Origin of the sequence: Actinospongiicola halichondriae (assembly GCF_049103745.1) — a bacterium.
GTDB lineage: Bacteria > Actinomycetota > Acidimicrobiia > Acidimicrobiales > Salinilacustritrichaceae > Salinilacustrithrix > Salinilacustrithrix halichondriae.
In genome coordinates, this window is record NZ_CP171622.1 from 670767 (window position 1) to 683232 (window position 12466).

Here is a 12466-nt window from a genome sequence, read left to right on the forward strand (position 1 = left end):
GCCGTCGGTTCAGGAGTACCAGAGGATGTCGTCGTGGCCGTTGCCGTCGAAGTCGCCGACGGTGGTCGTGTAGTACCCGTTGACCTGGCGCGGTCGGCTGGCGTAGCTCCCACCGCTGCGGAAGTTCCACTCGTAGTCGGCCGAGCTGCCGGGGCCGTACCAGACGATGTCGTCGACGCCGTTGCCGTCGAAGTCGCCGGTCATCGGCACGTAGACGCCGTTGGCGGTGCGCGGTTCCGAGCGGTAGGTGCCGTCGGCGCGGAAGAACCACACGTAGTCGGACCTGGTCCCCGGTGCGTACCAGAGGATGTCGTCGGTGCCGTTGCCGTCGAAGTCGCCGACCTGGGGGTACTGGTAGAAGCCGTTGACCGTGTAGCTGCGCTTCGTGGGGGTGTCGCCGGAGAGCTCCCACATCACGTCCGATGTCCCGCCCGGGACGTACCAGAAGATCTGGTCCTTGCCGTCGCCGTCGAAGTCGCCGGTGAGCGGCAGGGCGAACCCGTCCTGCTTCACGGCCGAGGAGTCGATCACGCGGTGCCCGCCCGAGCGGTCGTGGATCCAGAACTCGTCGCCGTAGGCCGTTGTCGGGTGCTCGGGATCGCCGAGCGGCGAGTACCAGTAGATGTCGTCGACATCGGCGCTGTCGCCGTCGAAGTCGCCCACGAGCGGCACGTAGGAGCCGTCGCGTGGTGCGGCGACCGAGGACTTCGCCCCGCCGACGGAGTACTTCCACAGCCGGTCACTCCGGTCGGCCGTGCCGACGAAGTACACGTCGTCGGCTCGGTCGCTCGAGAAGCGCCCGGCGACGGTCGTGTAGACCCCGCCGATGACCTGCCGGGACGACGAGTACGCGCCCTTGCGATAGTCCCACCGGTAGTCGGGTCCCGCGCCACGGTTGTCGTCGGCGCGTACCAGCCGGAGGCCGGACCCTGACGGTGCGAACTGGGCGGTGTGCGGCTCACGGATGCCGCCGGCCGCCTGTCCGCCGCTGCGATCCCATGCGTGGTACTGGAGCATCAGTCGTCCGCGGTCGTCGACGAACGCGTCGCCACCGCCGGCGCCCCAACGCCCCGTCGCGGAGAGGCCGGAGACCGGTCCGCTGGTCGTCTTCTTGGTGCAGGGCCCGAGCGGACCGGAACAGGTCGCGTAGCCCTGCCCGTAGGCGCTGGTCCGGAACTCGTTGCCGCTGTAGAAGAGGTAGTGCTTGCCCTGGAAGAGGACCATCGAGGGGTTCTCGACCAGACCGGCGCCGGTGCTGGGGTTGCTCATCTCCCAGTTCGCCGTGGTCTCCAGGAGCATCCGTCGCTTCGACCCGGGGGCGAATGCCGATCCGTCACCGTTGAGCTTCCGCGACCAGATCCGCGTCGGTGCCGATCCGGGGACGCCCTCGCTCTTCCACATGAGGTAGGCGTTGCCCGCCAGGTCGACGTAGACGTCGGGGTCGATCGAACCGTTCGGGTCGGCGTCGCACACGAACGGCGACGTCGAACTGGTCGTGAACGGGCCCAGGGCCGAGTCGGAATGGGCGCGGTAGATGCAGAAGCGGTTCCCCGACACACGGACGGCCGCGTAGGCGGACCACTTGTTGCCGATGAAGGCCACCGACGGAGCCCAGACCTCGCGCTCCATGCAGCCGTTGTCGATCGTCGGCGTCTGGACGATCATCCCGACGCCCGGGTTCTCCCACGCGTCGTTCTCGTAGCGGTCGTAGCAGGGGTCGCTCGAGTCGGGTTCCTCGGCTCGGGCGGTCCAGGTGGCGTGGTCGGTGGTCCACATCGCAGGCAGGTGGGCACCGCCCTGACCGGTGCTGTAGGCGATCGTGTAGGGGCCGACCGGCGTCACCGACGGGTCGGCGAACTCGTGGTCGAACGGGGCGCCGGGACGGAACCAGTCCTCGGGCGGCGCGGCCGTGGCCGGCGCAGCGGACGCGCCGAACGCGGCCAGTGCCACTGCGATCGCCACGACCATGCGCTTCGTCATCTGTCCCTCGGCTCCCTCGACGTCCTCATTCGAGGATCGGCGCGATGGCGCACCACCTTGAGGGGGCCGGGCGTCGGCGGCTCAGCCCTGCTTGGCGGCGGCAGTCCCGAGCCAGGTCGCGACCGCGGCGGTGGCCGCAGCGGGAATCGCTGCTCGCCACGGGAGATATCCCTTGAGCCCGGCCGCGAACGCAGCCACGGTGTCCGCGGCGTCGACCGGGACGGCTCGCGCCGCCAGCTCCTGCTCGTCGAGCCCCGGAGCGGGCATCAGGAAGGGCGACGCCATGTAGAGCTCGCGGGCCCCGAACAGGCGGGCGAGGTACGGGGCGGCCGGGCTCTCGTCAGCGTCGATGCCGAAGAGCTTGCCGGTGAGGCGGGGAGCGAGGAGGGCGCCGACGCCGAGGGCAGCGCGGATGCCGGCGAGGGTCTTTCGTGCGGTCAGGGGATCCATGGGTCCGATGCTGGCACGATTCCCACACTGATGGTTGACGGTCTGTCTCCGACGGTCCACAATGGACGGTACCGCCACCCAGGAGACTCCGATGACCGACGCCATGATCGACCGCCGCACGAGTGAGAACTCGTATCTCGCCGGGAACTTCGCCCCGTTGCCCGATGAGGTGACGGCCTTCGACCTCCCCGTGGTGCAGGGGCAACTCCCGCCCGAGTTGTCCGGCCGGTACCTCCGGATCGGTCCCAACCCGGTGGCTGCCGAGGCGGAGGGCTATCACTGGTTCACCGGCACGGGCATGGTGCACGGCATCCGCCTCGACGGTGGGAGAGCGGAGTGGTACCGCAGTCGCTTCGTCCGTGCCGGTGGCATCCTCGAACAGCAGGGCTGGGACGACCCCGGCGGTCCCGCCGGCGTGATGCAGGGCGCGGTCAACACGAACGTGATCGGACTGGCCGGCCGGACCTTCGCCTGCGTCGAGGCGGGCTCCAACCCGATCGAACTCAGCGACGAACTCGAGACGATCGGTCGAGCGGACTTCAGCGGTCCGGCGACGGCGGGCATCCCCGGACCGTTCTCCGCCCACCCCAAGCGCGACCCCGACACGGGCGACCTGCACGTGGTGGCCTACTACTGGGGCTGGGACACCGTGCAGTACCAGGTCATCGGTGCCGACGGCGTCGTGAAGCACACCGCGGACATCGCGGTGCCCGGCAAGCCGATGATGCACGACCTGTCGATCACCGAGACCCACGTGATCCTCTACGACCTCCCGGTCACGTTCGACCTCGACATGGCGATGACGGGTGCGGGCCTGCCCTACCGCTGGGACGAGGACTACGGCGCCCGCGTCGGCGTCCTCCCGAAGGGCGGCACGGCCGACCAGGTGAAGTGGTACGACGTCGAGCCGTGCTACGTGTTCCACCCGATGAACGCGCACGACCTGGACGACGGGCGCATCGTGCTCGACATCGTCCGGCATCCGTCGATGTTCCGCACCGACATGCGCGGCCCCAACGAGGGCAACCCGACCCTCGATCGCTGGACGATCGATCCGGCGGCCGGACGCGTGACGGAGGAGCGCCTCGACGACCACCCGCTCGAGTTCCCCCGCATCGACGAGCGTCTCGTGGGCAAGCGAGCGCGCTACGGCTACGCCGGCACGTTCGACGGGACGTCCGGTGGGCTCCAGTTCGGCCCCCTGATGCGCTGGGATTCGACCACGGGGACCCGGATCCTGCACGACTACGGCCCGAACCGGCTGTCGATGGAGGCCGTCTTCATCCCCCGCACGCCCGACTCCGCCGAGGACGACGGATGGGTCATGTCGGTGACCTACGACGTCGCCGAGGACACCAGCCACCTCGTCCTCCTGAACGGACAGGACTTCGCCGGGGAGCCGGCGTGCACCATCGCCCTCCCGAACCGAGTGCCCTACGGGTTCCACGGCAACTGGGTCGCCGACTGACCGACTGGCCGACTGGCCGACTGGCCGACTGACCGACGGACGGCGGATCGGCCACACTCGCGGGCGTGGTCGCCGCCGTCCTCCTCGCTGCCGGGTCTGGCAGCCGCTTCGAGGGTGAGACGCACAAGCTGCTCGCCCCCCTCGGCGACGGCACCGTGTTCTCGCACGCCCTCACCGCCGTCTCTGCTTCGGGCCTCGACGTCTATCTGGTCACCGGCGCGGCCGACCTGGCCGATCTCGTCGGCCCCGAGGTGCGCGTGGTCCACAACGCGGCGTGGGCCGACGGGCAGGCGACGTCGGTGCGCGCCGGAATCGACGCCGCCGGCGCCGACGGACACGACGCCGTGGTCGTCGGGCTCGCCGACCAGCCCTTCGTGACCGCGGAGGCCTGGCGCGAGGTCGCTGCATCCGACGCTGCGATCGCTGTCGCGACCTACGACGGGAAGCGGGGGAACCCCGTGCGATTGCATGCCTCGGTGTGGGACCTGCTGCCGGCGACGGGTGACGAAGTCGGTCGAGCGCTGATGCGGAGTCGTCCCGACCTCGTGCGGCCGATACCGTGCGCGGGAGACGCAACGGACATCGACACCCTGGAGGACCTGCACCGATGGACCTGACGAACGAGTTCACCGTCCCCGTCCCCGTCGAGCGGGCGTGGGAGGTGCTGAACGACGTGGAGCTCATCGCTCCGTGCCTCCCCGGAGCCCAGCTCCAGGAGATCGAGGGCGACGAGTACCGCGGCATCGTGAAGGTGAAGGTCGGGCCGATCACCGCCCAGTACAAGGGTGCGGCCACGTTCCAGGAACAGGACGAGGCCAACCGGCGGATCGTCCTCAAGGCCGAGGGTCGCGACACCCGGGGTCAGGGCAGCGCGAGCGCGATCATCACCGCGACCATGACCGAGTCCGGCTCGGGTGCCGACGTGTCGACCCACGTGGTCGTCGAGAGCGACGTGACGATCAAGGGCAAGGTCGCCCAGTTCGGTCGCGGAATGATCGCCGAGGTCAGCGCCAAGCTCCTCACCCAGTTCGTCGAGTGTCTCGAGGGCAAGCTCGACGGCGAACCGGCGGAGGCGCCGGCCGACGAGACGCCTGCCGAGACCGTCGGCGACGACGCCACGGAGGCCGCGAAGGCGCAAGCCGAGCCTGCTGCCTCGGCTGCCGCAGAGGCGGAACCCGCCGTCCGCAAGGTCGAGCACGAAGCCAGCGCTCCGGTCGACCTGCTCGACAGCGCCGGCGCACCGGTCGCGAAGCGCCTCGCTCCGCTGCTGGCGATCGTGTTCCTGCTGCTCCTGCTCGGCAAGCGGCGCTCCAAGAAGCGCAAGCGCTGACGCTGGCACATCTGCCGATGGCCGACGAGGCAGACATCGAGGCGGTCCGGACGTTGCTCGGCCGCGCACCGCAGGCCGAGTTCGAGGTCGTGGTCCGAGACGACGACGGTGGCCCCGTGGTCATTCGCAACGCGCCCCTCCTCGACGACGGGACGCCGATGCCCACCCGCTACTGGCTGGTGGGCGCCGAGGACCGCGTCAAGATCGGCCGGCTCGAGTCGAGCGGCGTCATCGACGTGGCCGAGGCCGAGATCGGCGACGAGGCCCTCGACGCTGCGCACCGTGCCTACGAGGCCGAACGCGACGCCGCGTTGCCACCGGGACACGACGGCCCGGTCCCCACCGGGGGAGTCGGCGGCACCCGGCGCGGCATCAAGTGCTTCCACGCCCACTGGGCCTGGTACCTCGCCGGCGGACCCGATCCGGTCGGCCCGTGGATCGAGGCCCGGCTCGCCGAAGAAGCAAGGATCGAGGGATGAGCGACACCGTCTTCGCCGCCATCGACTGCGGCACCAACTCGACCCGCCTCCTCGTCTGCAGGGGTTCCGGCCGTGAAAAGGAGGCGCTCGCCCGCGTCAACACCATCACCCGCCTCGGACGTGGGGTCGATGCCAGCGGAGTCCTCGACCCCGCAGCGATCGAGCGAACGCTCGCCGCCCTCCGCTCGTATCGCGAGGTGATCGACGAACACGGGGCGGAACGCATCAGGATCACGGCCACCTCGGCGGCGCGCGACGCCAGCAACAGCGACGACTTCTTCGATGCGGCCGAGGCGATCGTCGGCGTCCGGCCCGAATTGCTCTCGGGTGAGGAGGAGGCGGCGTTGTCGTTCCTCGGGGCGACGGCCGAGCTCGACCCGGCGGTCGGCCCGCATCTGGTTGTCGACATCGGCGGCGGTTCGACCGAGTTCATCGTGGGCACCACCGAGGTCGAGGCGGCCCGCTCGATCGACATCGGCTGCGTCCGATTCACCGAGCAGTACGTCGAGCACGATCCACCCCAGCCCGAGGAGCTCCATGCGTGCATCTCGGTGACCCAGGCATGGTTGGACGACATCGCCCGCGAGCTCCCGGGGATGACGACCGCGAACACCGTCGTCGGCCTCGCCGGGACGATCACGACCGTTGCCGCCGTCGAGTTGGGCCTGGCCGAGTGGGATCGCGACGCCATCCATCACTTCCGTCTCACGCGCGAGGCCATCGAGGACGTCTTCCGGACGCTCGCCACCGAGTCGCTCGAGGACCGCAAGCACAATCCGGGCCTCGAGGAGGCACGGGCTGACGTGATCGTCGCCGGGACCTGCATCTTGGTGGCACTCGTCCGCTGGCTCGACCTCGAGGAGATCCTGGTGTCCGAGTCCGACATCCTCGACGGTCTCGTGGCCTCGCTCGCGCCGTAGGCTCGCCGACCGTGCCCCGCAGCGACCGCATCCTCATGGGCCCCGGCCCGTGCAATCCGTACCCCGAGGCCATCGAGGCGTTCTCCCGCCCGATGCTGGGACATCTCGACCCGGAGTTCCTCGAACTCCTCGACGACGTGTGCGATCGGTTGCGGGGACTGTTCGGGACCACCAACGCCCTCACCATCCCCATCAGCGGGACCGGCTCGGCCGGTATGGAGACCTGCATCGTCAACGTGCTCGGCCCCGGCGATGTCGCGGTCATCGGCGTCAACGGCGTCTTCGGCGCTCGGATGTGCGAGGTCGCGTCGCGGACCGGGGCAGAGGTCGTCCGAGTCGACTTCGACTGGGGCACGCCGGTCACCGCCGACCGTCTGCTGTCTGCCCATCCCTCGCCGACGCTCATCGGCATGGTCCACGCCGAGACCTCGACCGGCACACGATCCGACATCGCCGAGATCGGTGCAGGCAAGGGCGACGCGCTGTTGCTCGTCGACTGCGTCACGTCGCTCGGCGGGCTCCCGTTCGAGGCCGATGCCTGGGGCGTCGATCTCGCCTACAGCGGGACCCAGAAGTGCCTCGGCGTCCCGCCGGGCCTGTCGCCGATCACCGTGTCCGAGCGAGCCCGCGAGCGGTTCGTCGAGCGCAGCCAGTCGTGGTACCTCGACCTCCGGCTGATCGGCAGCTACGTCGGTACACCCGGAGCGACCCGGGCGTACCACCACACCGCACCCATCTCGATGATCTTCAGCCTGCACGGCGGTCTGACGGCCATCGCCGACGAGGGTGTCGATCAGGTGATCGCTCGACACGCCGAGTGCGGCACCGCAGTGCAGGACGGACTTCGGGGCCTCGGCTTCGAGATCTTCGCCCAAGAGGGCCACCGACTCCCGCAGCTCACCACCGTCCGCGTCCCCGACGGCGTCGACGAAGCCGCGCTGCGCGCCTCGTTGCTCCGCGAGTGGGGGATCGAGATCGGCGGCGGCCTCGGTGACTACGCCGGCAAGGTCTGGCGCGTCGGCTGCATGGGCCACGCGGCTCGTCGCCGCAACGTCCTGACGCTGGTCGCCGCGCTCGGGGAGCTGTTGGAGCGGTGACCTGGACGGCCACCAACACCCGCCTGTTGGGGCGTCGGATCGTCCTCCGGCCCATCGAGCTGCGGGACTTCGACAAGTGGCGCGAGGTCCGTCGGCACAACATGGACTGGCTCACCCGTTGGGAGCCCAAGCGGATCCCCGGACAGGCCGACGTCGTCGAGAGCAACGACGCGTTCGCGGCTCGGTGCTCGGCTCGTGCCCGTGAGTGGCAGCTCGGGACCGGGTACGGCTTCGGGATCTTCATCCACGACGGATCGCTGATCGGCGAGATCAACCTGTCGTCGGTCCAGCGAGGCCCCTTCCAGAACGCCTACGTCGGCTACTGGATCGACGAGCGTCACGCCGGGAACGGCTACACGCCCGAGTCGTTGGTGGTCGCCGCCAAGTACGCCTTCGAGGACGTCGGTCTCCACCGGCTCCAGATCGCCATCATCCCGCGCAACGGCGCCAGCCGTCGCGTGGTCGAGAAGCTCGGCCTCCGCGAGGAGGGGGTGGCGCTCCGGTACCTGGAGATCAATGGTGTGTGGGAAGACCACGTGCGGTTCGCCATCACGTCCGAGGAGTGGGACGCCCGCCGTGGGGAGTTGACGTCACGATGGATCGACTGAAGGCCGCCGCTGTCGGGCTCGCGATCGCCCTCGCCGTCGCGGGATGCAGCGGCGACGACGAGACCGCGCCGACCACCACCCAGGCACCCTCGTCGGCGGACCATTCGCCGACGACGCAGGAGCCGAACACCGGTGGCATCGAGGTGCCCGACATCCCGGGCACCTTCACCGCGGCGATTCCGTCGCTCGGGTTCGGCATCGCGGTGCCCGAGGGTTGGCAGGCCACGGTGTTGAGCGACGAAGCGATCGAACGGTTGGAGGCGGCGACGCTGGCGCAGCCGTCGTTCGTCGAGGCGGCTCGCAACGTCGCGGCCTCGGGAGCGGTGTTCTATGCCGCCGGCATCGACGACGAGGGACGTGTGTCCGAGCTCAAGGTCGACGTGCAGGACGGTGCGGACACGTCACCGGCGGGCGTCGCCGCCCTCGCCCGATCGGTCGCCGAGTCCGGCAAGGTCCAGGACGTGTCGATCGTCGACGACCTCGAGCAGGACCGGGTTCGAGTCGACTACCGGCTCGCCGCCGACCCGGACGCCGCACACGGTGACGGTGAGGCGATCGACACCATCGGAAGCCAGCTGTTCGTGCCCGACGGCGATCGGGTCTGGTCGTTCATCGTGACCAGCGAGGATTCGGCGAGTCAGGACGCGCTGCTCGCCATCTTCGAGGCCAGCATCACGTTCTGATCGGAGCGTCGGGCGCTACTTGCTGGAGATCTTCTTCTGCAGCGCAGCGAGCTTCTCCTTGAACGCCGGCTGCTCCATCGACCACACCTGCGGCTCCAACTCTCGGTCGACGGCATCGGCGTGGAGGTCGATGTCGGCCATGGCGAGGATCGAGGCTTTCGTCTTCATCAGCAGCTCACGTGGTGCCTCGGCTGCCTTCCGGCCCATGGCGATGGCGGTGTCGAGCAGCTCGTCGTCGGGAACGCACTTGTAGGCCAGACCGACCCGTTCGGCCTCGCGGCCGTCCATGATCTCGCCGAGGAGGACCGAGGCGACGACCGCCTGCGGGCCCGTGATGCGTCGGAACATCCACGTGTGGCCACCACCGGGGTGGATGCCCAACTGGAGGAAGCGTGAGTCGAACCGCGCGCGCTCGGCGGCGATCCGGACGTCGCAGACGAGCGCGAGGTTGGAGCCGGCGCCCACGGCTGCACCGTTGACGGCAGCGATCGTGGGGAGCGGGCAGGATCCGAAGCGGAGGAAGCCTTCGTAGATCTTCTTGAGCCCGTCTTCCTTCGACGCGCCGAGCTGTGAGAGGTCGGCGCCGGCACAGAACGCCGGCGGCTCGCCGGTGACGACGACAGCGCCGACCGACTCGTCGGCCTCGATCGTGTCGAGGGCGTCGACGATCTCGACGTTCATGTCGAGGTTCAGCGCGTTGCGACGATCGGGGTCGTTCAGCGTGATGACGGCGACGCCGTCGGTGATCTCGGTCCGGATGTAGGTCATCCCGGCGAGTCTGTCATTCCGTGCCGGAACGAACTCCACGGACATGGTTCCGCACCCGCCGGAGCAGGTCGGTGAGTGTCACCAACTCGTCGTGGCCCAGGGCCCCCGCGATCAGGTGGTCGAGGTCGGCGAGGTGGCCCGGTGCCGCGGCCATGACGACGTCGAGGCCGGCGGGGGTCAGCACTGCCCACAGCCCACGACGGTCCTCCGGGCATCGCTCCCGCTCGACGTGCCCGGCCGTCTCGACTCGGTCGATCAACCGCGTCAGTCCGCTGGTGCTCATCGTCATGTCACGCGCGAGCTCGGTCATGCGCAGGCGATGGTCGGGGGTGCGGGCGAGGCGGATGAGCACGCCGAGCCAGGGGACCGGCAGCGATCCTTCCGAGGCCCCGTTCGCGAGCGCGGTCACCAGCTCGTTGTGGGTCTCGAGCAGCATGCCGAACGCCTCGACCCGAGGATCGTCGAGCGCCGCGAGGGCGATGTCGGACTCGGGGATGACGGCCATGCATCCAGGGTACGGATCAGATGTTGCACGCGCAACGATCTACTGCTATGTTGTTGTCACTGCAACAATCCCCCAAGCAATCAAACCCTCACAGGAGTCCCCATGAGCACCACGCTGACCCGCACCGCCGCTGGCACCACCGTCCCCGAGGCCGGCACCTACACGATCGATCCGAGCCACAGCTCGGCGACCTTCCAGGTCCGTCACCTCGGACTCTCGAAGGTCCGAGGCGGCTTCGAATCCTTCTCGGGCACCGTCGAGATCGCCGATGACCCGGCGCAGAGCTCGGTCGAGGTCACCCTCGACGCCGCCAGTTTCACCACCGGCAACGACGACCGTGACGGTCATGTCAAGAGCGCCGACTTCCTCGACGTCGAGCAGTACCCGGCTCTGACCTACCGATCGACCGGCATCCGCCAGGACGGCGACGGCTGGAAGGTCGACGGCGAACTCACGGTGCGCGACGTGTCGCGTCCCGTCACCCTCGACGTCGAGTTCGAGGGCGCCGGCGACGACCCCTGGGGCCACGGCCGCATCGCCTTCTCCGCCACCACGGAGATCGATCGCGACGAGTTCGGCATCACCTGGAACCAGGCGCTCGAGACCGGCGGCGTGCTCGTCGGCAAGACCGTCAAGATCGCCATCGACGTCCAAGCCGTCGCCGGATAGTGGAGACTCGAGCCATGGAACCGATCCAGGTGAGCGAACTCAACCACGCCGTGCTCTACGTGCGCGACGTGTCCGTGGCTCAGGCCTTCTACTCCGATGTCCTCGGGTTCACGGTGGTCTCGGCCGATCCGGGCGGGCGGGCGTCGTTCCTGCGCGCCGGACGGTCGAGCAACCACCATGACCTCGGGCTCATCTCGGTCGGTCCCGGGGCACCCCGCCCGCCCCGGGGCGCGACCGGTCTCTACCACCTCGCCTGGAGGGTCGACTCGATCGAGGAGTTGGCCCGGGCTCGGGGCATCCTCGTCGACCACGGTGCCCTCGTCGGCCAGTCGGACCACGGAGTGAGCAAGTCGCTCTACGCGGCAGATCCCGACGGAAACGAGTTCGAGATCATGTATCTGTTGCCTGCAGCCGAGTGGGGTCCCGATGCCGAGTCCGGCAAGGTCGCCCCTCTCGATCTCGACGCAGAGCTACTCCGCGTCGCGGACGATCGAGGGTGACCGCTTGAAGAAGTCCTCGACTTCGCTCTCGTAGCGGTAGCCCTGCTCCTCGCCGACGGTCCGGCGTAGACGCAGCGCCTCGATGAATGCCCGCACGGTGCCGGCCGAGGTGTGCGTGTACTCGAAGCCCGCGCGCTTGAGGCGGCCGTTGTCGATCCCGCGGCCGTAGCTGAGCAGGTCGACGACCTCGGGCGGGATGTCGATGCCCAGTCGGCGCAGCCCAGCGGCCATCAGGCCTTGGGCGACGGGCGGGAGCGGCACGGTGCGCTTGCCGCAGATCGCCGCCACCTCGCTCCAGGGCAACAGGCCGTCGCCGGCCACGTTGAAGACCCCGGCCAGGTTCTCGTCGAGGACGTGGAGCACGGCCCGGATGACATCGTCCTCGTGGACGAACTGGAACCGTGGGTCGAATCCGAAGATCGACGGCACCACCGGCGCCTCGAGCATCTTCGACAACGGCGTCTCGATCTCGGTCCCCAACACGTTCGAGAACCGCAGCATCGACACCGCGACGTGCGGGTTGTCGACCGCGAAGTCGTGGACGTAGGACTCGACCTCGGACAGTGAGCGTTCGACCCGGTGGCGCGGTGGCACCTGGCGCGGCGTCTCCTCGGTGAACCAGACCGGGTCCCGCGGGTGGCAGCCGTACACGTACGACGACGACTTCACCACGACATTGCGGACCGACGAGTCGGTCGCCGCCGCGAAGAGGTTCATCGTGCCGATGACGTTGATCTCGTGCATCGAACGTGGGGACATCGAGGTCGAGTCGACGACGAGGAACGTGTGCACGATCGTGTCGACCTGGGTCGCCGAGACGATGCGGGAGAGGATCGAGTAGTTCTCGTCGCTGCGGACGTATTCGGTCCGCTCGAGTTCGACCTGGGGTTCGCGGGTGTCGAGGCCCACGATGATGTCGACCGTCGGGTCGGCCTCGAGCGCCTTGGCGACTCGACCGCCCCAGAACGAGCCGAGGCCGGTGACCAGTACGCGTCTGCCCATCAGCGGT

15 protein-coding genes are annotated in these 12466 nt (G+C 69.1%); 10 read left to right on the forward strand and 5 right to left on the reverse strand.

Annotated elements, in window-relative coordinates; translation table 11 throughout:
* Window positions 1–9 precede the first annotated feature (9 nt).
* Both AB8619_RS03425 and AB8619_RS03430 read right to left on the reverse strand, forming a co-directional pair.
* Window positions 10–1980 carry a family 43 glycosylhydrolase gene (locus AB8619_RS03425; RefSeq protein WP_436795055.1) on the reverse strand — a complete coding sequence of 657 codons (1971 nt, stop codon included), beginning with the start codon at window positions 1978–1980 and terminating at the stop codon, window positions 10–12.
* A gap of 81 nt (window positions 1981–2061) precedes the next feature.
* Window positions 2062–2430 carry a hypothetical protein gene (locus tag AB8619_RS03430; protein WP_436795056.1) on the reverse strand — a complete coding sequence of 123 codons (369 nt, stop codon included), beginning with the start codon at window positions 2428–2430 and terminating at the stop codon, window positions 2062–2064.
* A 91-nt stretch (window positions 2431–2521) separates the two neighbouring features.
* On the opposite strand from AB8619_RS03430, the gene AB8619_RS03435 reads away from it, so the two are divergent.
* From AB8619_RS03435 to AB8619_RS03470, 8 genes are all read left to right on the forward strand, one after another.
* Window positions 2522–3898 (forward strand): carotenoid oxygenase family protein, encoded by a 1377-nt coding sequence (locus AB8619_RS03435; protein ID WP_436795057.1) that lies wholly within the window; start codon window positions 2522–2524, stop codon window positions 3896–3898.
* 65 nt (window positions 3899–3963) lie between these two features.
* Window positions 3964–4515 carry a nucleotidyltransferase family protein gene (locus AB8619_RS03440; RefSeq protein WP_436795058.1) on the forward strand — a complete coding sequence of 184 codons (552 nt, stop codon included), beginning with the start codon at window positions 3964–3966 and terminating at the stop codon, window positions 4513–4515.
* Window positions 4506–5228: an SRPBCC family protein gene (locus tag AB8619_RS03445; protein WP_436795059.1), complete on the forward strand. Its 723-nt coding sequence runs from the start codon at window positions 4506–4508 to the stop codon at window positions 5226–5228. The genes AB8619_RS03440 and AB8619_RS03445 overlap by 10 nt, the downstream gene beginning before the upstream one ends.
* Window positions 5229–5245: 17 nt before the next feature.
* Entirely contained in the window at window positions 5246–5707 is a 462-nt protein-coding gene (locus tag AB8619_RS03450) for a DUF501 domain-containing protein (protein ID WP_436795060.1), read from the forward strand.
* Complete coding sequence (locus tag AB8619_RS03455; RefSeq protein WP_436795061.1) at window positions 5704–6627, forward strand: Ppx/GppA phosphatase family protein; 924 nt, start codon at window positions 5704–5706, stop codon at window positions 6625–6627. Before AB8619_RS03450 ends, AB8619_RS03455 begins: the two co-directional genes overlap by 4 nt.
* A gap of 11 nt (window positions 6628–6638) precedes the next feature.
* Complete coding sequence (locus AB8619_RS03460; protein WP_436795062.1) at window positions 6639–7724, forward strand: pyridoxal-phosphate-dependent aminotransferase family protein; 1086 nt, start codon at window positions 6639–6641, stop codon at window positions 7722–7724.
* Window positions 7721–8332, forward strand: a complete 612-nt coding sequence (locus AB8619_RS03465; protein WP_436795063.1) for a GNAT family N-acetyltransferase — start codon at window positions 7721–7723, stop codon at window positions 8330–8332. The genes AB8619_RS03460 and AB8619_RS03465 overlap by 4 nt, the downstream gene beginning before the upstream one ends.
* Complete coding sequence (locus AB8619_RS03470; RefSeq protein ID WP_436795064.1) at window positions 8320–9015, forward strand: hypothetical protein; 696 nt, start codon at window positions 8320–8322, stop codon at window positions 9013–9015. Before AB8619_RS03465 ends, AB8619_RS03470 begins: the two co-directional genes overlap by 13 nt.
* Before the next feature lie 15 nt (window positions 9016–9030).
* Here AB8619_RS03470 and AB8619_RS03475 read toward each other — a convergent pair whose 3' ends face one another.
* Together AB8619_RS03475 and AB8619_RS03480 are read right to left on the reverse strand one after the other, a co-directional pair.
* Entirely contained in the window at window positions 9031–9783 is a 753-nt protein-coding gene (locus AB8619_RS03475; protein ID WP_436795065.1) for an enoyl-CoA hydratase, read from the reverse strand.
* A gap of 13 nt (window positions 9784–9796) precedes the next feature.
* Window positions 9797–10288 (reverse strand): MarR family winged helix-turn-helix transcriptional regulator, encoded by a 492-nt coding sequence (locus AB8619_RS03480; RefSeq protein ID WP_436795066.1) that lies wholly within the window; start codon window positions 10286–10288, stop codon window positions 9797–9799.
* Between the two features lie 102 nt (window positions 10289–10390).
* On the opposite strand from AB8619_RS03480, the gene AB8619_RS03485 reads away from it, so the two are divergent.
* On the forward strand, window positions 10391–10957 hold the full coding sequence (locus AB8619_RS03485) for a YceI family protein (protein ID WP_436795067.1): 567 nt from the start codon (window positions 10391–10393) through the stop codon (window positions 10955–10957).
* 14 nt (window positions 10958–10971) lie between these two features.
* Window positions 10972–11457 (forward strand): VOC family protein, encoded by a 486-nt coding sequence (locus AB8619_RS03490; RefSeq protein WP_436795068.1) that lies wholly within the window; start codon window positions 10972–10974, stop codon window positions 11455–11457.
* Here the strand turns inward: AB8619_RS03490 and AB8619_RS03495 are convergent.
* Complete coding sequence (locus AB8619_RS03495) at window positions 11428–12459, reverse strand: NAD-dependent epimerase/dehydratase family protein (RefSeq protein WP_436795069.1); 1032 nt, start codon at window positions 12457–12459, stop codon at window positions 11428–11430. The genes AB8619_RS03490 and AB8619_RS03495 overlap by 30 nt on opposite strands.
* Window positions 12460–12466: the final 7 nt, after the last annotated feature.